The sequence below is a fragment of the Novosphingobium sp. FG90 genome (assembly GCF_057808725.1).
Window position 1 is genome coordinate 106,244 of the sequence record NZ_JBMDIO010000004.1, and the last position, 18,489, is coordinate 124,732.

19 protein-coding genes are annotated in these 18,489 nt (G+C 66.1%); 11 read left to right on the forward strand and 8 right to left on the reverse strand.

What is annotated here, in order from left to right; genetic code table 11:
- The first annotated feature begins 20 nt into the window (after positions 1-20).
- The 3 genes from ACODRZ_RS05290 to ACODRZ_RS05300 all read left to right on the forward strand — a co-directional run bounded on the left by ACODRZ_RS05290 (position 21) and on the right by ACODRZ_RS05300 (position 3,437).
- Positions 21-935, forward strand: a complete 915-nt coding sequence (locus tag ACODRZ_RS05290; RefSeq protein ID WP_008828324.1) for a sulfite exporter TauE/SafE family protein — start codon at positions 21-23, stop codon at positions 933-935.
- Positions 932-1,684, forward strand: a complete 753-nt coding sequence (locus ACODRZ_RS05295; RefSeq protein WP_008828323.1) for a TIGR02186 family protein — start codon at positions 932-934, stop codon at positions 1,682-1,684. Before ACODRZ_RS05290 ends, ACODRZ_RS05295 begins: the two co-directional genes overlap by 4 nt.
- Before the next feature lie 91 nt (positions 1,685-1,775).
- Positions 1,776-3,437 (forward strand): ATP-binding protein, encoded by a 1,662-nt coding sequence (locus ACODRZ_RS05300; protein ID WP_488969960.1) that lies wholly within the window; start codon positions 1,776-1,778, stop codon positions 3,435-3,437.
- 1 nt (position 3,438) lies between these two features.
- Here the strand turns inward: ACODRZ_RS05300 and ACODRZ_RS05305 are convergent, their stop codons facing one another.
- The 3 genes from ACODRZ_RS05305 to ACODRZ_RS05315 all read right to left on the reverse strand — a co-directional run bounded on the left by ACODRZ_RS05305 (position 3,439) and on the right by ACODRZ_RS05315 (position 8,713).
- Positions 3,439-4,878, reverse strand: coding sequence for an MATE family efflux transporter (locus ACODRZ_RS05305; RefSeq protein ID WP_488969871.1), 1,440 nt, complete (start codon positions 4,876-4,878; stop codon positions 3,439-3,441).
- Complete coding sequence (locus ACODRZ_RS05310; protein WP_069708089.1) at positions 4,875-5,621, reverse strand: 7-carboxy-7-deazaguanine synthase QueE; 747 nt, start codon at positions 5,619-5,621, stop codon at positions 4,875-4,877. The genes ACODRZ_RS05305 and ACODRZ_RS05310 overlap by 4 nt, the downstream gene beginning before the upstream one ends.
- 401 nt (positions 5,622-6,022) lie before the next feature.
- Positions 6,023-8,713: a valine--tRNA ligase gene (locus ACODRZ_RS05315; RefSeq protein WP_488969870.1), complete on the reverse strand. Its 2,691-nt coding sequence runs from the start codon at positions 8,711-8,713 to the stop codon at positions 6,023-6,025.
- A 260-nt stretch (positions 8,714-8,973) separates the two neighbouring features.
- Here ACODRZ_RS05315 and ACODRZ_RS05320 point away from each other — a divergent pair, with 260 nt between their 5' ends.
- From ACODRZ_RS05320 to ACODRZ_RS05340, 5 genes are all read left to right on the forward strand, one after another.
- The gene (locus ACODRZ_RS05320; RefSeq protein WP_488969869.1) at positions 8,974-10,089 is read left to right on the forward strand and encodes an ABC transporter permease; all 1,116 of its coding nucleotides are present in this window, start codon (positions 8,974-8,976) and stop codon (positions 10,087-10,089) included.
- The gene (locus ACODRZ_RS05325) at positions 10,086-10,979 is read left to right on the forward strand and encodes an ABC transporter ATP-binding protein (protein ID WP_488969868.1); all 894 of its coding nucleotides are present in this window, start codon (positions 10,086-10,088) and stop codon (positions 10,977-10,979) included. Before ACODRZ_RS05320 ends, ACODRZ_RS05325 begins: the two co-directional genes overlap by 4 nt.
- A gap of 11 nt (positions 10,980-10,990) precedes the next feature.
- Positions 10,991-11,929, forward strand: coding sequence for an MlaD family protein (locus ACODRZ_RS05330; RefSeq protein ID WP_271184726.1), 939 nt, complete (start codon positions 10,991-10,993; stop codon positions 11,927-11,929).
- Positions 11,930-11,940: 11 nt separating this feature from the next.
- Positions 11,941-12,534, forward strand: coding sequence for an ABC-type transport auxiliary lipoprotein family protein (locus ACODRZ_RS05335; protein WP_488969867.1), 594 nt, complete (start codon positions 11,941-11,943; stop codon positions 12,532-12,534).
- A 418-nt stretch (positions 12,535-12,952) separates the two neighbouring features.
- Positions 12,953-13,507 (forward strand): outer membrane protein, encoded by a 555-nt coding sequence (locus ACODRZ_RS05340; protein ID WP_488969866.1) that lies wholly within the window; start codon positions 12,953-12,955, stop codon positions 13,505-13,507.
- An 83-nt stretch (positions 13,508-13,590) separates the two neighbouring features.
- On the opposite strand, the gene ACODRZ_RS05345 is transcribed toward ACODRZ_RS05340, so the two are convergent.
- The 5 genes from ACODRZ_RS05345 to ACODRZ_RS05365 are packed head-to-tail and all read right to left on the reverse strand — an operon-like array spanning position 13,591 to position 16,844.
- Complete coding sequence (locus ACODRZ_RS05345; protein WP_488969865.1) at positions 13,591-14,283, reverse strand: ATP12 family chaperone protein; 693 nt, start codon at positions 14,281-14,283, stop codon at positions 13,591-13,593.
- The gene (locus tag ACODRZ_RS05350) at positions 14,280-14,507 is read right to left on the reverse strand and encodes a hypothetical protein (protein ID WP_488969864.1); all 228 of its coding nucleotides are present in this window, start codon (positions 14,505-14,507) and stop codon (positions 14,280-14,282) included. The genes ACODRZ_RS05345 and ACODRZ_RS05350 overlap by 4 nt, the downstream gene beginning before the upstream one ends.
- Positions 14,504-15,154, reverse strand: coding sequence for an HAD-IA family hydrolase (locus tag ACODRZ_RS05355; protein WP_488969863.1), 651 nt, complete (start codon positions 15,152-15,154; stop codon positions 14,504-14,506). Before ACODRZ_RS05355 ends, ACODRZ_RS05350 begins: the two co-directional genes overlap by 4 nt.
- Positions 15,151-16,440 carry an RluA family pseudouridine synthase gene (locus tag ACODRZ_RS05360; protein WP_488969862.1) on the reverse strand — a complete coding sequence of 430 codons (1,290 nt, stop codon included), beginning with the start codon at positions 16,438-16,440 and terminating at the stop codon, positions 15,151-15,153. Before ACODRZ_RS05360 ends, ACODRZ_RS05355 begins: the two co-directional genes overlap by 4 nt.
- On the reverse strand, positions 16,437-16,844 hold the full coding sequence (locus ACODRZ_RS05365) for a CrcB family protein (protein ID WP_488969861.1): 408 nt from the start codon (positions 16,842-16,844) through the stop codon (positions 16,437-16,439). The genes ACODRZ_RS05360 and ACODRZ_RS05365 overlap by 4 nt, the downstream gene beginning before the upstream one ends.
- Before the next feature lie 201 nt (positions 16,845-17,045).
- On the opposite strand from ACODRZ_RS05365, the gene rpsU reads away from it, so the two are divergent.
- The 3 genes from rpsU to ACODRZ_RS05380 all read left to right on the forward strand — a co-directional run bounded on the left by rpsU (position 17,046) and on the right by ACODRZ_RS05380 (position 18,463).
- Positions 17,046-17,252 (forward strand): 30S ribosomal protein S21, encoded by a 207-nt coding sequence (rpsU, locus tag ACODRZ_RS05370; protein ID WP_008832565.1) that lies wholly within the window; start codon positions 17,046-17,048, stop codon positions 17,250-17,252.
- A gap of 165 nt (positions 17,253-17,417) precedes the next feature.
- On the forward strand, positions 17,418-17,972 hold the full coding sequence (locus tag ACODRZ_RS05375) for an FKBP-type peptidyl-prolyl cis-trans isomerase (protein ID WP_488969860.1): 555 nt from the start codon (positions 17,418-17,420) through the stop codon (positions 17,970-17,972).
- Positions 17,969-18,463, forward strand: a complete 495-nt coding sequence (locus ACODRZ_RS05380; protein WP_488969859.1) for an FKBP-type peptidyl-prolyl cis-trans isomerase — start codon at positions 17,969-17,971, stop codon at positions 18,461-18,463. Before ACODRZ_RS05375 ends, ACODRZ_RS05380 begins: the two co-directional genes overlap by 4 nt.
- Positions 18,464-18,489: the final 26 nt, after the last annotated feature.

Consider the following 18,489-nt stretch of genomic DNA (forward strand, 5'->3'; position numbering starts at 1 on the left):
TGCGGTAGCGAGTGGGGGCAATGGACGTTTACCTCCCCATCGCCAACCTTTCGGTCAACGGCCTCATCATCGTCGCGCTGGGGGCGCTGACCGGCGTGCTTTCGGGCATGTTCGGCGTAGGCGGCGGGTTCCTGACGACGCCGTTGATGATCTTCTACGGTATCCCGCCCACTGTCGCCGCCGCGTCCGCCGCAAGCCAGGTCACGGGCGCCAGCGTCTCGGGCGTCTTCGCGCATACCCGGCGGGGCGGCGTGGACTACCAGATGGGCGCGGTCATGGTAGCCGGCGGCATCATGGGCACCGGGCTCGGCTCGCTGCTGTTCAACCTGCTCGAGCGGCTGGGCCAGATCGATACGGTCATCAACATCCTCTACGTCGTGCTGCTCGGCTCGATCGGCGGCTTGATGGCCAAGGAGAGCATCCAGTCGATCCGCGCCGAGCGTACCGGGATTCCCATCGCCGCCAGGAAGCGCCGCCATCACCCGATGGTCGCGAGCCTGCCGATGCGCTGGCGCTTCTATCGCTCGGGCCTCTACATCTCGCCGCTGGCGCCGCTGCTGCTGGGGATCGGCACCGGCATCCTGACGATGCTGATGGGCATCGGCGGCGGCTTCGTGCTGGTCCCGGCGATGCTCTATATTCTCGGCATGAGCGCCAATGTCGTCGTCGGCACCTCCCTGTTCCAGATCCTTTTCGTGACGATGGCGACGACGATGATGCACGCGCTGACGACTCACGCGGTCGACATCGTGCTCGCATCGCTGCTGCTGCTTGGCTCGGTGTCCGGCGCTCAGGTCGGCGCGCAGTTCGCGCAGAAGGCTAGTCCGGTGAAACTGCGCCTGATCCTCGCCGTCATCGTGCTGCTGGTCGCCGGGCGCATGGCGCTGGGCCTCGGCTATCGGCCTGACGAGATCTATACGGTCGCGCCGCTGTGAGGGTGTGGCTCGCACTGCTGGCGCTCGTCGCGCTGACCGGTGCGCGCGACCCGATCCTCGTGCCCGAAGTCTCGCAGCATGAAGTCGATCTGCAGCAGGGCTTCACCGGCACCGAACTGCTGCTTTTCGGGGCGGTGCTGACACCGGAAGGCTCCCGCGCGGCGCAGGACTACGACATCGTCGTCGTGCTCAAGGGGCCGACCCAGTCCATTGTCCTGCGCGAAAAGCAGAAGGTCGCGGGCGTCTGGATCAACGCTGCCAGCACCGAACTGCGCAGCGCGCCGAGCTACTACGCCATCGCTTCGAGTCGGCCGATCGCCGACATCGTCGACGACAAGACGGCGGCGATCTATGAGCTTGGGCTCAAGTGGCTGCAGCTGTCGCCGATCGGCGCGATCGATCCCGACGAACAGGCGCGTTTCTCTTCGGGGCTGGTCGATCTCAACCGCCGCATCGGTCTCTACCGAGAGGAGGAGGGCGGCGTGACGGTCAAGGAGCAGGTGCTTTACCAGGCCCGGATCGAACTGCCCTCGCGCGTGCCGACGGGCATCTATACCGCAGAAACTTTCGCCATTTCCAAGGGCCGGGTGGTCGCGTCGGCGAGCAGCCAGGTCGAGGTGCGCAAGCTCGGCATCGAGCGCGCCATTGCCAATTTCGCGGAGGATTACGGCTTCGCCTATGGCCTGCTGGCGGTATTCGTCTCGGTGGCGATGGGCTGGCTGGCCGGCCGCCTTTTCGCGCTGATCTGATATACGATGTCGTCTTTAGGCGGAAATTAACCTCGTCGCTGGTAGCCACCGCAATCGGTTGCCATACAAATGCGATGGGTTGACGAAGCGGATGCATCTCGACGGTCTCGACAGATTTCAAGACCCCCGGACCGATGCGGAGCCGGTCGCCGGGGATGGGCTCGAGCCGATCGGCGTCGTCCTCGACGTGAGCGGCGCGGGCAGCCGCATCGCCTTCGATCTCGAGCGCCTGAACGAGATCACCGCCGCGGATGATCCTTCGGTGGCGATGTCCGGACAGGTGAGCAGCCAGGTCAAGATTCGCGTCGGCACCGGCTGGCTGCTGGCCAGCGTCCGTAACCAGAAGCAGGACGGCCGCGTGGCGGGCGTGCTGTCCGAAGTCGATTTTCTCGGTGAGGGTCTAGAGGAGCGCCAGACCGGCCGCATCCACGGGTTCCGGCGGGGCGTCACGCGCTTCCCGATCCCGGGCGCGCTGGTCTACCCGGCGACCAGCGACGACCTTCGGCAGATCTACGCCAGCGACGGACGCTCGGCGATCCAGGTTGGCAACGTCTATCCCACCCGCGACATTCGCGCGGGGCTTTACGTGGATGCGCTGCTGGGCAAGCACTTCGCGCTGCTCGGCTCGACCGGCACCGGCAAATCGACCAGCGCCGCGCTGATCCTCCACCGCATCTGCGAGCATGCGCCCGAAGGCCACATCATCATGGTCGATCCGCACGGCGAGTACGCGGCGGCGTTTCGCGATACCGGCGTGATCCTCGACGTCTCGAACCTGCAGATGCCGTATTGGCTGATGAACTTCGAGGAGCACTGCGAAATCCTGCTGACCTCTCGCGGGGACGAGCGGCAGCTTGACGCGGAGATCCTCGGCAAGGCGCTGCTGGAGGCGCGCTCGAAGAATCGGCTGGCCGAGCAGATGGGCAAGATCACGGTGGATTCGCCGATTCCCTACCTGCTGTCGGACCTCGGCAATATCCTGAACAACGCGATGGGCAAGCTCGACAAGGGCCATACCAGCGCGCCCTACCTGCGCATCCGCAACAAGCTGGACGAGATGAAGTCCGACCCGCGCTACCAGTTCATGTTCTCCGGCATGCTGGTGGGCGACGTGATGGCGGACTTCATTTCCAAGCTGTTCCGCCTGCCGTCGCGCGGGCGGCCGATCTCGATCATCGACGTCTCCGGCGTGCCGACGGAGATCACCTCCACCGTAGTCGCGGTGCTCAGCCGCATGGTCTTCGACTTCGCCGTCTGGGCACGCGAGGAGGAGACGCGGCCGATCCTGCTCGTCTGCGAAGAAGCGCATCGCTACGTGCCGAACGAGAAGAACGCTGATGGCTCTTCGGTCGGTCGCATCCTCTCGCGCATCGCCAAGGAGGGGCGCAAGTACGGGATTTCGCTGGGCCTCATCACGCAGCGGCCGTCCGATCTGGCAGAGGGCGTGCTGTCGCAGTGCGGCACGATCATCTCGATGCGCCTCAACAACGAGCGCGATCAGGCCTTCGTGCGCGCTGCCATGCCTGAGGGTGCGCGCGGGTTCCTCGATTCGATCCCGGCGCTGCGCAACCGCGAGTGCATCGTCTGTGGCGAGGGCGTGGCGATCCCGATGCGCGTTTCGTTCGACGACCTCGAGGAGCGCAAGCGGCCGGCTTCGGCGGACCCCTCGTTCACGCAACTGTGGAACCGCAGCGGCGGCGAGGAAGAGATGGTCCTGCGCACCGTGCAGCGCTGGCGCGCGCAGGGGCGTTAAATCAGCCCTTGAACGCCCGGCGCCAGCGGCCCGAGCGGTAATAGGCCAGCGTCAGGATCACCGTCAGCGACGAGCCGACCGGATAGGCCCACCACACCGCCTCGCTGCCGATGAACGGGCGGGCGATGGCATAAAAGCCCAGACGCCCCGGATAGAGGCCGAGGAAAAGCAGCACCAACGGCGCCACCACGGCGCCGTAAGCGCGCATCGTGCCGGTCAGGATCATCGTGATCGAGACGATCACGAACGAGGCGGTGCAGACCACCTGGATATGCTCGGCGATGGGCAGGGCGGGGCTCTGGCCGCCGAGGAACAGCGCCAGCAGCGGCCTGTCGAATCCGACGATCAGCGCGGCCACGGCGGTCGACATGACGAGGTTGGTGCCCATGCCGGTCAGCGTCACCTTGCTGACGCGGCCATGGTCACCGGCGCCCAGCGATTGCGCGACCATCGCGCTGACGGCCGAGCCGATCGCGAAGGCGGGCATTTGCAGATAGTTCCACAGCTGCAGCGAAGCGCCGTAGGCGGCCGCCGCGTCCAGCCCCTCGCGGTTGACGAGGCTCACCATGATGAGGCCCGCCGAGGATACGATCAGCATCTGCGCGCCCATCGGCAGACCCTTGGCCAGCACATAGCGAAGGTCCTCTCCGCGCGGGGTCAGGTAGCCGAGTTCGGGGCCGCGCAGGCGCAGCGGCAGGTCCTTGCGGTAGATCACCCAGATCTGCAGCACCATGCCCGCCGTGTTGGCGATGGCGGTGGCGATGGCCGACCCTGCGACGCCCAAGGTCGGCAGCGGGCCGACGCCGATGATCAGCAGCGGGTTGAACACGATGTCGAGCACCACAGCCAGGATCATGGCGTAGAGCGGCGTCTTGGAATCGCCGACGCCGCGCATGCCCATCGAGACGATCATGTTCACGCTCGCCAGCGGGATCGTCACGAAGATCACCTGCAGGTAAGCGAGCGCATCGGCGCGGCTGGCGGCCGGTGTGCCGAGCTTGTCGAGCAGGGCGCCCGCGCCGAACCAGCCGATCAGACCCGTCGCGATCGAGATCAGGATGCAGAAACCGACGCCGGTGCCGAAGGTACGCCGAGCCGCCTCGATGTCACGCGCGCCGAAGTGCTGGCCCACGCGCACCGTCGTCGCCATGCCGAAGCCGAAGACGGCCGCGAAGACGAGGAACATCACGATGTTGGCATTGGCTGTCGCCGCCAGCGCGCTCTCGCCGAGCAGGCGCCCGACCCAGATCGCGTTGACCGAGCCGTTCAGCGTCTGCAGCACGTTGGACAGCAGCATCGGGATCGAGAAGAACAGCAGCGTCTTCAGGATCGGGCCTTTGGTGAGATCGCCGCGCATCGCCGGGCGCGCGGGCGCTTCGACCTGCGGAGTGTCGGCGGTCGAGCTGTCCTCGCACAGCGGGATGGGCGATGCTTCGTTCATGTGCCTCTCGTGTCGCCCCACAGGTGGATGTGCAAGCGGTCCGTGAACCGCAAGCCATGCTGCGAGCAGAAATCCGCCAGCCAGCCCGACCGTTCCCGAATGACATCGCTGGAGCGGCCTTCGGGCATCAGGAACAGGCGGGCGCCGGGGATGGCGTAAGTCTGTTGCAGGGCCATGACTTCGTCGAGGTCGTCGCGGGTGGCGACGACGAACTTGAAGAAGGCGCGCGGTTCAGCGGCCCAGGCGGCGAGGCGTTCGGGCAGCAGGGCGAGGGTATCGGGGTTGCCGCTGTGCGCCAGCTTGGGGCTGACGTTGTATTGGTCGATCCGGGCGTCGAGCGCAGGGTGCGGGGCGACGGTGGAGTTGGTCTCGACTTCGACGTGCATGCCGGGGCGGATTTCGTCGAGCGCCTTGACCATGCGGGCGAGCGCGGCGCCCTGCAGCAACGGCTCACCGCCGGTGATGACGAGGCGGTCGGGCACCAGATCGGCCACCGCCTGCGCGAGGTCCGCTTCCTCCATCGTCACCTGGTTCTCGCGCCGTTCGAAGGCGAGGTCGTCGCGGTGGAAGCGGTTGTCGCCGGTGAAGCGCCAGGTGTAGGCGGTGTCGCACCACTGGCACGCGAGGTTGCAGCGCGAGAGGCGCACGAACGTGCTCGGTCTGCCCATCGAGGGGCCTTCGCCCTGCAGCGAGGCGAAGATTTCCGGCTGGCCGGGGGTGGTGGTCGCTAAGGTGAGGGTCATGGTTTCAGGGGATCATCGGGGCGTCACAAGGTGACAGGGTTTACACGGTTTACACGGTCCAGAGGGAAAAGGTGTCACCTTGGGCCGATTTGGCGGTGAAAGTGTCACCTTGCGGGCGAAACCTGTCACCTTGCGGTGAAAAAGTGTCACCTTGCAGCACGAGAAGTGTCACCTTGCGCGACGTGCATGTGTAACCGTGGGGAGAAGCGGACATGGCGCGATCATGGCAGAGGCCGCCGCTGTAGGACAGCGCATCCTCCCCGGTACGGAGAGGGGGACCACCCGCAGGGTGGTGGAGGGGCACAGGCGGCTTACGTGACGCCTGCCTGCAGACATCACGCGAACCGAGGGTGCCCCTCCACCATGCTTCGCATGGTCCCCCTCCCCCGATGGGGGAGGATTCAGCCCAGCCGCGCCAGTGCCGCCGCCAGACGCTCCGCCTCGGCCGAGTGCGCGGCGTGGTCGGCGCGGGCCTTCTCGACCGCCTCGGGCTTGGCCTTCTGCGCGAAGGCCGGGTTATCGAGGCGCTTGCCCAGCGAATCCCGCTCCTTGATCGAGGCGGCATGCGCCTTTTCCAGACGGGCCTTCTCGGCGGCGATGTCGATCACGCCTTCGAGCGGGATCGCCAGCATTGCGTCGCCCGCGCCGACCTGCATCGCCGCGCCCGCAGGGGCAGCCTCGAAGCGGATGCCGTCGAGGCGGGCGAGGCGGTCCACCACTGCCGGATTGCGCTCGATCACGGCGCGCGTCTCGGCGGAAGGGTCGGCGAGGTAGGCGGTCAGGCGCGCGCCGGGCGAGATCCCCAGTTCCGCCTTGGCACCGCGCAAGTTGCCGACCAGCGCGATCAGCCACTCGACTTCGGCCTTGGCCTCGGCGTCCACCGCAGCCTCGGGCGCGGGCCATGCGGCGACGATCAGTTCGGCCTCGCGGGTGCCGGTCTTGCTCCACAGCTCTTCGGTGACGAAGGGCATGAAGGGGTGCAGCATGACGAGGATCTGGTCGAGCACCCAGCCGGCGACGGCCTTGGTCTCGTCATCGAACGAACCCTTGATGAGTTCGATGTACCAGTCGCAGAACTGGTTCCAGACGAAGTGGTAGATCGCGTTGGCGGCAGCGTCGAAGCGCAAGTCGGCCATCGCCTTGTCGAGCGCAGCGACGGTCTCGACGACTTCGCCGATGATCCAGCGGTTGACCGCCGAGGTCGCCTTGGGCGCGGCTACCGAGGTGCTGCCGACGATGCCGTTGGACTGGCAGAAGCGCGCGGCGTTCCACAGCTTGGTGGCGAAGTTGCGGTAACCCTCGACGCGCTTTTCATCCATCTTCACGTCACGGCCCTGGCTTTCCATGGCGGTCATGAAGAAACGCAGCGCGTCGGCGCCGTATTGGTCGATGAGGCCCAGCGGATCGACGACGTTGCCCTTGGACTTGGACATCTTCTGCCCGTCGGCGGCGCGCACGAGGCCATGGAGGTAGAGCCGCTTCCACGGCACTTCCTTCATGAAGTGGATGCCCTGCATCGCCATGCGCGCATCCCAGAAGAACAGGATGTCGAAGCCCGAGACGAGCAGGTCGTTGGGGTAGTGCTTCTTGAGCAGCGCCGAATCCTGATCCGGCCAGCCCAGCGTCGCGAATGGCCACAGCGCCGAAGAGAACCACGTATCGAGCACGTCGTTGTCGCGGGTCAGCGCCTTGTTACCGGCGAGGGCCTGCGCCTCTTCCTCGGTCTCGGCCACGAAGATCTCGCCGTCTTCGGAGTACCAAGCCGGGATGCGGTGTCCCCACCACAGCTGGCGGCTGACGCACCACGGTTGGATGTTCTCCATCCAGTTGAAGAAAGTCTTCTCCCACGACTTCGGGACGATCTCGATCGAGCCGTTGCGCACCGCTTCCATCGGCGGGATGGCGAGGGTGGCGGCATCGACGTACCACTGGTCGGTCAGCCACGGCTCGATCACCACGCCGCCGCGGTCGCCGTAGGGCGTCGCGATGGTGCGCGGCTCGGCGTCGTGCAGGGCTTCGTTGCCTTCCTTGTCCTTGGTGACGTGCGGGATCAGGAGGCCCAGTTCCTTCATCGCCTCGACCACGGCGGTACGCGCCTCGAAACGGTCCAGCCCGATGAAGTGGTGCGGGATCAGGCCGTCCGCCGTCTGGCAGACCTTCGCCTCGGCATCGAGCATGTTGAGCATGTCGCGCGCCTCGATCCCGGCGCGCTTGCCGACCTCGAAGTCGTTGAAGTCATGCCCCGGGGTGATCTTCACCGCGCCCGAGCCCAGTTCCGGGTCGGCGTGCTCGTCCGCCACGATGGGGATCTCGCGGCCGGTGATCGGCAGGGTGACGGTCGCCCCGCGCTCCAGCAGCGGCTTGTAGCGCTCGTCGGCGGGGTTCACCGCGACGGCCATGTCGGCCAGCATCGTCTCGGGCCGCGTGGTGGCGACCTCGATATGGCCCGAACCGTCCGAGAGCGGATAGTTGAAGTGCCAGAAGTGGCCCTGGATCTCGCGCGTCTCGACCTCGAGGTCGCTGATCGCGGTCTTGAGCTTGGGGTCCCAGTTCACCAGCCGCTTGTCGCGGTAGATCAGGCCCTGCTTGTGCAGGTCGACGAAGACCTTGACCACGGCCTTGGTGAAGTGCGGGTCCATGGTGAACTGCTCGCGGCTCCAGTCCATCGAGCAGCCGAGGCGGCGCAGCTGGCCGGTGATGGTGCCGCCGCTTTCGGCCTTCCATTCCCAGACCTTCTCGATGAAGGCTTCGCGCGTGTAGTTGGTGCGCTTGTCCTGGCGCTGTTCCATCTGGCGTTCGACCACCATCTGCGTGGCGATGCCCGCATGGTCGGTGCCGACCACCCACAGCGCGTCCTTGCCGCGCAGGCGCTCGTAGCGGATCACCACGTCCTGCAGCGTGTTGTCGAGCGCGTGGCCGATGTGGAGCGAGCCCGTCACGTTCGGCGGCGGGTTGACGATGGTGAAGGGCGCGGCATCGGGGCGCTCGGGGCGGAACAGGTTGTTCTGCTCCCAGTGGGCGTACCACTTGGCCTCGATCCCGGCGGGGTCGAAAGTCTTGTCGAGAGCGGGTTCTGCGATCTGGTCGGTCATGGCCGGGGCCATGCCAAAGGGCGGGTTTCGGCGCAAGGACGATTCCCCGTCATCCCAGCGAAGGCTGGGACTGCTGGCCGCGTAAAGCCCACCCCTCGGCAGGGCGTACTGACGATAGGTGGCATTAACAGGCCAGCGGTCCCAGCCTTCGCTGGGATGACGAAGTGTGTTGGGTGACGGGGTGCAATCAAAGTGACACATCTCGTCGCCACCATGGAACATCTTGCCGGTCCATGGTTTTTCCCCCAAAGCGAGCGAACATGCGGGAATGGGCTGAATTCACCCTGTCGGAAAACGACCAAGGCGCCGACCATGTCCTGGCGCTGAAGGGACCGCTTTGCGTTCATTCGCTGGGCAATCTTGACGCCAAGCTGCATGGCCTGAGCGGGAATTTCACCCGCGTGGACATGTCCGGCGTCACCGATATCGACACCACCGGCGCCTGGCTCGTCACGCACTACGCTAACCAGCGCGGGCTGGAGATCACCGGAGAGAACGAGCAGGCGCGCCGCCTCTTCGCCGCCATTGGCAACATGCACGAGCATGAGGCCGAGCCGGAACCCAAGCTGCCCTTCATCACTCGTCAGTTGGACGAACTCGGCGATCTGATGGCGAACTGGGGGCAGGGCATCGTCAAGGTGCTCGACTTCCTGGGCGAACTGATCCTCGCCCTCGGCGCGGTGATCCGCCGCCCGTCGAAGCTACGCGGCACCGCGCTGGTGTTCCACATGCAGTACGTGGGCATCAACTCGCTGTGGATCATCGGGCTGATGAGCTTCCTCATCGGTATCGTCATCGCGCAGCAGGGCGCGGTGCAGCTGGCGCAGTTCGGCGCGGAATTCTACACGATCAACCTCACCGGCCGCCTGTCGATGCGCGAGCTGGGCATCCTGATGACCTCGATCATGGTCGCGGGCCGCTCGGGATCGGCCTTCGCGGCGCAGATCGGCACGATGAAGCTGACCGAGGAAGTGGACGCGATGCGGACCATCGGTGTCTCGCCGGTGCAGGCGCTGGTAGTGCCGCGCGTGCTGGCCTCGATGCTGATGATGCCGCTGCTGGGCTTTTACAGCTCGGTCCTTGCGATCATCGGCGGCGCGACTATCGGCGGCCTCGCGCTCGACATTCCATTCTGGACGTTCCTGCAGCGCACGCAGGAAGTGGTGCCGATCACCGACGTTTGGATCGGGCTGATCAAGGCGCCGGTCTTCGCGCTGATCGTGGCGCTGGCGGGCTGCTACCAGGGCATGCAGGTGACCGCCAACGCGGAGGAAGTCGGCGCACGCACGACGCAGGCGGTGGTCACCGCGATCTTCACGGTGATCGTCCTCGACGCCTTCTTCGCCATCTTCTTCACGAAAATCGGTTGGGCATGACGGACCTCTCGGACGATTATCAGGGCGAATACCCGATCCTCGTCGAAGGGCTGCGCAGCGCCTTCGGTGAGCACGTGATCCACGAGGACCTCGACCTCAAGGTCCGCAAGGGCGAGATCCTGGGCGTCGTCGGCGGTTCGGGCACCGGCAAGTCGGTGCTGATGCGCTCGATCATCGGGCTGCAGCAGCCGGCCGAGGGCAGCATCACCGTGCTCGGTCACAGGATCGGCGAGGCGACCGAGGACGAGGACATCGACCTGCGCTCGCGCTGGGGCGTGCTGTTCCAGGGCGGCGCGCTGTTCTCGACCTTGACCGTGGGTGAGAACGTCGAAGTCCCGCTCAAGCAGTTCTTCCCCGAGATCACCCCGGCGCTGCGGGCCGAGATCGCCCGCTTCAAGGTGCGCCTCTCAGGGCTCCCGGAAAACGCCGCGTTCAAGTTCCCGAGCGAGCTTTCGGGCGGCATGAAGAAGCGCGCCGGTCTTGCCCGCGCGCTGGCGCTGGACCCTGAACTGCTGTTCCTCGACGAGCCGACCGCGGGCCTCGATCCCATCGGCGCCGCCGCGTTCGACAGCCTGACGCGCGAGCTGAAGGAAACGCTGGGGCTCACCGTCTTCCTCATCACCCATGACCTCGACACGCTCTACGCCATCTGCGACCGGGTGGCGGTGCTGGCGGACAAGAAGGTCATCGCGGTAGGCACGATCCCGGAACTGCTGGCGCTCGACCATCCGTGGATTCAGGAATATTTCAACGGTCCGCGTGGCCGTGCGGCGCTTGTCGCGAAGGACGATCCGCCGATGTCCGAACAGGCATTGCCGGAACAGGAAGCCGCCGAGGCGGTTCAAGCTAGTTCGCCGTCCGACACGGACAGCAAGAAGTCGGAGGCATAGGGGCGCAGGCGATGGAAACCAAAGCCAATCACGTCTGGGTCGGAGTCGTCACGCTTGTCCTGCTGGCGGCGCTCGCGGCGTTCGTCATCTGGATCGCGCGGCTCAACGAAGGCGCCCAGAACGAATACGACATCTTCTTCAAGCAGTCGGTGGACGGTTTGGCCAAGGGGTCGGAAGTCGGCTATGCGGGCGTGCCTTCGGGGCAGGTCACGCAGATCGAGCTGTGGCCGCAGGACCCCAGCTTCGTGCGCGTGCGCGTCAAGGTCGATGAGAAGGTGCCGATCACCGTGGGCACCACCGCGACCATCCAGGGCAGCTTCACCGGCGTTTCCGACATCCAGCTCGAGGGCGCCGTCAAGGGCGCGCCGCTACTGACCGAGCCCGGACCGGAAGGCGTGCCGGTCATCCCGACCAAGCGCGGGGGCTTCGGCGAACTGCTGACCAACGCGCCGCTGCTGATGGAACGCCTCGCCACGCTGACCGAGAACCTCAACCAGCTGATGAGCGCGGAAAACCGCAAGTCGATCACCGGCATCCTTGCCAACACCGACAAGATGACGAAGGACCTCTCGCAGGCGACGCCGCAGCTGCGCGCGACGATGAGCGAGCTTCAGGCTACGCTCAAGCAGGGCACGCAGACCCTCGCCGCATTCGAGGGCGTGGCGCACAAGGCCGACGACCTGCTGGGCGACGAGGGCAGTTCGCTGGCCGAACAGCTGCGCAAGACTCTGGCTTCCGCACAGAAGTCGATGGACCAGCTCGACAAGACGATGGCCCATGCGCAGCCCGCGCTGGACCAGGTGTCCGAGCAGACGCTGCCCGCCGCCGAAAGCGCGATCCGCGACTTGCGCGCGACCAGCAAGGCGCTGCGCAGCCTGACCGAGAAGATCGACGAGCAGGGCGCCGGAGCGCTGCTCAAGGGGCAGAAGCTGCCCGACTATAAGCCGTGAGGGGTATCGCGATGAACCGTTTTGGCCATGGACTGATGGCGGCCGCCGCCGCGCTCACCCTGTCGGCTTGCGTGAGCCTCGGTACCAAGCCGCCCGACGAACTGCTCAAGCTGACCGCGCAGGATTCGGCTCCGGCCGGGGCGACGGCTAGCGGCCAGCTCTCGGATGCGATCGTAGTGCTCGATCCCGAATCCGATCGCGGTCTCGACGTGCTGCGCGTGCCGGTGACGGTGGACAACTCCAGCGTTGCGTATCTCAAGGACGCGCTGTGGGTGGAAAAGCCGACGCGCCAGTTCCGCTCCCTGCTGGCGGAGACCCTGCGCGCGCGCACCGGACAACTGGTGGTCGAGGGCGGCGATTTCGAGGTTACCGGCAAGACGCTCATCGGCGGCCGCCTGCTGCAGATGGGCTATGATGCGCAGCGCAGCGCGGTCGTCGTCCGCTTCGATGCGGTACGCTCGGAGCGCGGCACCGGCCCCCTGCAGACGAAGCGCTTCGAGGCGGTTGTGAACGGCGTCGAGGCCAAGGCCAAGCCAGTCGGCGCAGCGCTCAACCAGGCGGCGAACGACGTCGCGCGGCAGGTGGCGGATTGGATAAAGGGCTGAGGGCTTGCTGCTGTCGGGCGAGGGCTTCGACAGGCGCAGTCTGAGAGGGAGGTGAAGGATGTGCCTTCACCTTTCCTGTCATCTCAACTTCGCTCATCCTGACCTCGTCGAAGGACTGTCGCACCATGTCTCGGCTAAAGAGCGCCATGGTAAGCGTTGTCGCGATATAAAAGAGGCGAACAAAAAAGTTCTTTCTCGGGCAGATCCTTTACATCGCTGCAAACGAATGAATTGACGCGAAACGGCGGGCAGATCCGCTTCTTCCACCATCGTCACTGTTGCTTGACTGCAACAGTGACAGTTCGATGACAATTCGGAAACAACTCTCTGGTTTGACGGCAAATTCTCGCCCGCTAAGGGGCGCCTCCCCGCTGCCGGCAACGGCGCGGGTGCGACAAGAATATTGCAGGAGCATACCATGAAGAAGTTCGTCCCGGTGGCCGTGGCCGCCGCGCTGTTCGCCGTTCCGGCCGTTGCCCAGGCACAGGCATTCGTCCAGGCGGAAGCCGGTCTCGACGTGGTGTCGGCCGAGGGCGAGTCCGAAGCCAACATCGGTTACGGCGCGACGGTGGGCTACGACATGCCGATCTCGAACGGCATGTTCGTGGGCGTGCAGGCGACCTACGCCGACAGCGAGACCAAGCGTTGCGAGCGCGATGGCGACACCAAGGCATGCCTCGAAGCCGGTCGCGACGTCGCGATCCTGGCCCGCGTCGGCACGCGCATCACCGACAAGAGCAGCTTCTACCTCATGGGCGGCTATGCCAATGCCCGCGCCGAAGTGAACGCATACGTCGATGACGTCGATGGCGTTGCCGGTATCCGCACCGATCTCGACGGCTTCCGCCTCGGCGCAGGCTACCAGTACGATCTGAACGAGAAGTTCTTCGTGAAGGCCGAGTACCGCTACTCGAACTACCAGTCCGACGTCAGCCGCCACAACGGCGTCATCGCGATCGGCGCCAAGTTCTGATCTCAGGACAGGGGCGGGCGCCGATGGCGTCCGCTCTTGCTGAAAGACCCGCCCGGCTTGTGCCGTGGCGGGTCTTTTCCGTTTCAGCGAGAGAGTGCGGCCAGCGACATCGCAAGTTTGAACGCCTCGAAGCGGGCGGCGCGGCGTTCGGTGGCTTCCCAGTCCTCGCCCCAGAGTTCGACCTGCCAGTCGGCCTCGAGTTCGGCGGCCTGCCACAAGGCTTCGGCATCGGCGCCGGGCCGGATCGCCTCCAGCGCGATCACGAGCGAGGCCGAGAGGCTGGACAGCATCTTGAGTGCAGCCAGTTCGAAATCACTGCAGGCGTCCAGTTCGCTGCGCAGGTGCACCAGGGTCGCTTCGGGCTGGGGCTTGTGAATGATCCCGGAGATGCGCGCGAAAGTGACGCCGAGCCGCGTTTCGGCCGCCGCGAGCACCGGCTCCCACACCTCCTGCTGGCGCTTGTAGAGCGCCTCGTCCGGGTCGGCGCGATAGCACAGGGTGTCGGTCTCGGCATAAGGCAGGAGTTCGGCGATGACGGTGCCGCGCGCGGGCGCAACGGCGTCGATCGCGAAGTCGGCAAGATCGCGGTAGTGGAAGGTCGCAGCGTCGATCACCTCGCCCTGTCCAGCCCATTCGGCGGCGAGGGCCTGCGCCAGCGCCTGCGTCGGCACGACTTGCGGGCGGCCGCCGGCGGTGCGGATCGGGCGGCCGTCGAGGACCGCGCACCAGCTGTTTTCGGCCTGCTCGGCGGTCGCTTCCTTGTAGAAACGCTTCATTTGGGTGTGCGCCACTTTCTGACGAGAACGGGCGGAAGGACGAAAGCGCCCATCACGCCGAAGCTGAGGAATGCGAACCCGACGATTTGCGGCGCGCCTGAAAGAATGCGTCCGCTCGTCGTCAGGATGCCCAGCAGCACGCCGACGACGCCCAGAATGCGCACGATATTGATGATCGCGAAGCGCAGCACGGCGGGGTCGCGACCGAGGTTCGGCTGCTTCACTTGAGTAGATGCTCCAGCAGCTGCGCCGGGGTCTCGGCGACCATTTCGGCGCCCGCCTCGGTCAGTTCGCGCGGGTGGTGATAGCCCCAGTCGACGCCGATGGCGCGGACTTGCGCGGCGCTCGCCATCTGCATGTCGTAGGCGGTATCGCCGATCATCACCGCTTCCGATGCCTGCGCCCCCGCCTCGAACAGCGCCTCTTCCAGCATGGCAGGGTGGGGCTTGGAGGGGTGGCGGTCGGCGGTCTGCAAGGTCACGAAGAGGTCGGCGATGCCGTTCGCCTCAAGACAGAAGCCAAGGCCGCGATCCGACATGCCGGTGGCGACGCCCAGCGTCCAGCCATTCGCATGAAGGGCGCGCAAGGTGTCCTCGATCCCCGGGAACAGCGGCTGGGCGACACGGCCCTGTTCGCGCGCGGTGCGGAACGAGAGCTTGTAGGCCTCGGCCATGGCGTGCTGCTGTTCGGCGTCCGAATCGGGCAGTAACTGGCGGATCGCCTGAGGCAGCGAAAGCCCGACCGCACGCCGGATGCTCCCGCGCGTCGGTGCAGGCAGCGAGAAGGCGGCGAAGGCCGCCTCCATCGCCTCGCAGATCGGCGCCTGACCGTCCACGAGGGTGCCGTCGCAGTCGAAGACCGCCAGTTTCACCGGGACCTGCCTCGCGGCGCGCCGCCGGGCCTGGGACCAGAGCGCGCGCCGGTGCGTCCGCCGGTGCTGGGACCGGAAGGCTTGCCACCGGCACGCGCGGGTTTGCCGCCGGGCTTCCCGAACGACTTGCCCGCAGGCTTGCCGGGTGCCTTTCCGCCGGGCTTGCTGCCCGGCTTGCTCAGTCGTGTCTGGCCCGAGCCGGGGCCTTCGCTGCGCTTGCGTCGCTCGCCACGGCGTTCCTTGCGGTATTCCTTGGCGTGCTGCTTGGCGGCCTTCTTCTGGTCTTCCTTGGTGAACTCGGCCGGAGCCTCGATCTCGAAGTCGCCTTCCGATTCGACGAAGCCCAGCTGCTCCAGCGAATTGGCGAAGTGTTCGGGCAAGGGGGCGGTGACGTCCAGCGGGGCGCCGTCCGGATGCTCGATCAGCAGGCGGCGTGCGTGGAGGTGCATCTTGCGGCTGATCGAGCCGGTCAGGAACGCCTCCTGCCCGCCATACTTGCCGTCGCCGACGATCGGGTGGCCGATCGCCGCCATGTGGACGCGCAGCTGGTGGGTGCGGCCCGTCAGCGGGTGCAGCTCGACCCAGGCCGCGCGGTTGCCGGCGCGGTCGATCACGCGGTAGCGGGTGCGGGCGGTCTGCCCTTCCTTCTCGTCCACGTGCATCTTCTCGCCGCCGGTGCCCGGCTGCTTGGCGAGCGGCAGTTCGATCATGCCGTCATTGATGCTCGGCACGCCGACCACCAGCGCCCAGTAGATCTTCTTGGCGGTGCGGCCGGAGAATCGCTTCGAGAAGAACGCCGCGCTGCCCGGCGTGCGGGCGATCAGCAGGACACCCGAGGTGTCCTTGTCGAGCCGGTGGACGAGGCGCGGGCGCGGGCCCTTCTCGACATAGGCGTCGAGCAGCCCGTCCACATGCTCCTTCATGCCCGAGCCGCCCTGCGTGGCGAGGCCCGGCGGCTTGTTGAGCACGATCGCGGCGCGATCCTGCGTCAGCACCATCGAATCGGCGAGTTCGATCTCGGCCTCGGTCAGTTCGCGGCGAGGGCGTTCGCCGTTGGCGCTGGCCTTCTGCTCGCCACCGGGAGGCACGCGCAGGGTCTGGCCCGCTTCCAGCCGGGTATCCACGTCGGCGCGCTTGCCGTCGACGCGAATCTGGCCGGTGCGCGCCCAGCGCGAGACCATCGCGAAGCCCACCTTGGGCAAGTGCCGCTTGAACCAGCGGTCGAGGCGGACGCCGTCGTCATCCTGACCGACGGTGAATTGACGGACGATATCGATATTGCTCATGCCACGCTCCGCATAACAAAAAGGCCGAGGAACAGGCCGCCGAATCCGGCGAGCAGTGACAGGGCGGTATAAAAGGCAGCGGTGGCGATCTCGCCCCGCTGGATCAAGGTGGCGAAATCGAGGCTCATCGACGAAAACGTCGTGAACCCGCCCAGCACGCCGATGCCAAGCAGCAGGCGGGTGCCTTCGCCGGAACTTCCGAAGCGGGCGAGCCACCCGGCGAGAACGCCCATCAGCACGCTGCCGACGACGTTGACGGTGAGGGTGCCATAAGGAAAGACGCCCGCGCGCACCGGGCCGAGCGCAGCGGTCCAGCCGCGCCCGACGAGGAAGCGCAGCCACGAGCCGAACGCGCCGCCGAGGGCCACATATAGCGAGGCCAGTATAAAGGAAGGTTGGGGCATGGCGCCGCCTTAGCCGCGAATGGCCGAGAATCCAACTCGCTGCGGCTTAAGTCTTGTCTTCGAGGCGTCACTTTGCTAACGGGCCGCTCAATCAGCTGCCTCCGAGTCCGGCGGCGGCCTTTTATTGGCTCTAGATTCGCAGCACGCCGCGCCGAACCGGATGCGTGGCGGCTTCGTCTGTTTTGTGAGGTGTTTCGGTTTATGCAGATTCTCGTCCGCGACAACAACGTCGATCAGGCTCTTCGTGCGCTCAAGAAGAAGCTGCAGCGTGAAGGCGTGTATCGTGAGATGAAGCTGCGCCGTCACTTCGAGAAGCCCTCGGAAAAGCGCGCTCGCGAAAAGGCTGCCGCCGTTCGCCGCGCTCGCAAGCTTGAGCGCAAGCGCGCCGAGCGCGACGGCTCGAAGTAAGAGCTTTCCTGCGCTTTTGCGCAGGGCACCTTTAAATCTGGATCAGCGGCTTGAATGCCGCGCCGGGTTGAGCCATGAGGGCGCGGAATCACCATTCCGCGCCCTTTGTGCATCTGCAAGGGATGTCCTGCCCGGGCGCTTCAGAAGAATACGAGGGCATAGACGATGACCGAGATCACCCGCGTTGCGCTGCAGCCGATCGAAAAGGGCGCCATTTCCAAGATCTGGATCGGTGTCGTCGCCATCGCGCTGGCCTCGGCCGGTGTCGCCTATGCCGCGCTGCCGCCCGCGCCCACCGTCAAGACGCTGACCGCCGGCACCGGCGCCTCGCCGACGATGGAAGACGTCGTGCTCATCAATTACAAGGGCATGCTGACCGACGGCAAGGTGTTCGACGAGAACAAGAACTATCCCAACCCCGTCGCGCAGTTCGTGCCCGGCTTCTCCAAGGCGCTGATGAAGATGCAGCGCGGCGGCAAGTATGACGTCACTATCCCCGCCGAGCTGGCCTACGGCGCCAATCCGCCAGCCGGTTCGCCGATCCCCGCGAACGCCGACCTCAAGTTCGAAGTCGAGCTGATCGACTACAAGAGCCTTGCCGAAATCCGCCAGCAGCAGCAGATCCTGCAGCAGCTTCAGCAGATGCAGGGCGGCGCGGGTGCTCCGGGCGCCCCGGGTGCTATGCCTCCGGGTGCGGCTGCTCCGGTTCCGGCACAGTGAAGTCAGCGATCGCGGCGCTGCTGCTCGCGGCAGCGCCCTCGGCGGTGTTCGCCCAAGCTGCGTCGAAGCCTGCCGCTCCGGCGGCGACGCCCGCGGCTCCGCAAGTCAAGGTCGAGGCGATCAAGGCCGGCACCGGCGGCAAGCCGCCCGAGCATGGCTACGTACTCATCAACTACAAGGGCATGCTGCAGGACGGCACCGTGTTCGACCAGAACGAACAGATGCCGATGGCGCTTGACGAAGTCGTTCCCGGCTTCGCTCAAGGGTTGCTCCAGATGGAGCGTGGCGGGCGTTATCGCCTGACCATTCCGCCCGAACTGGGCTACGGCGCCGAGGCGTCCGGCCCGATCCCGGCGAATTCCACGCTGGTCTTCGAGATCGACCTGCTCGACTTCAAGACGCCCGAGGAAATCCAGGCGATGATGGCGCAGATGCAGGCCCAGGCCCAGGCGGCCCAGCAGCAGGGCGGGGCGGCCAAGCCCGCCCAGTGACCGTCTCGGGGCGACGCAAGCTTGAA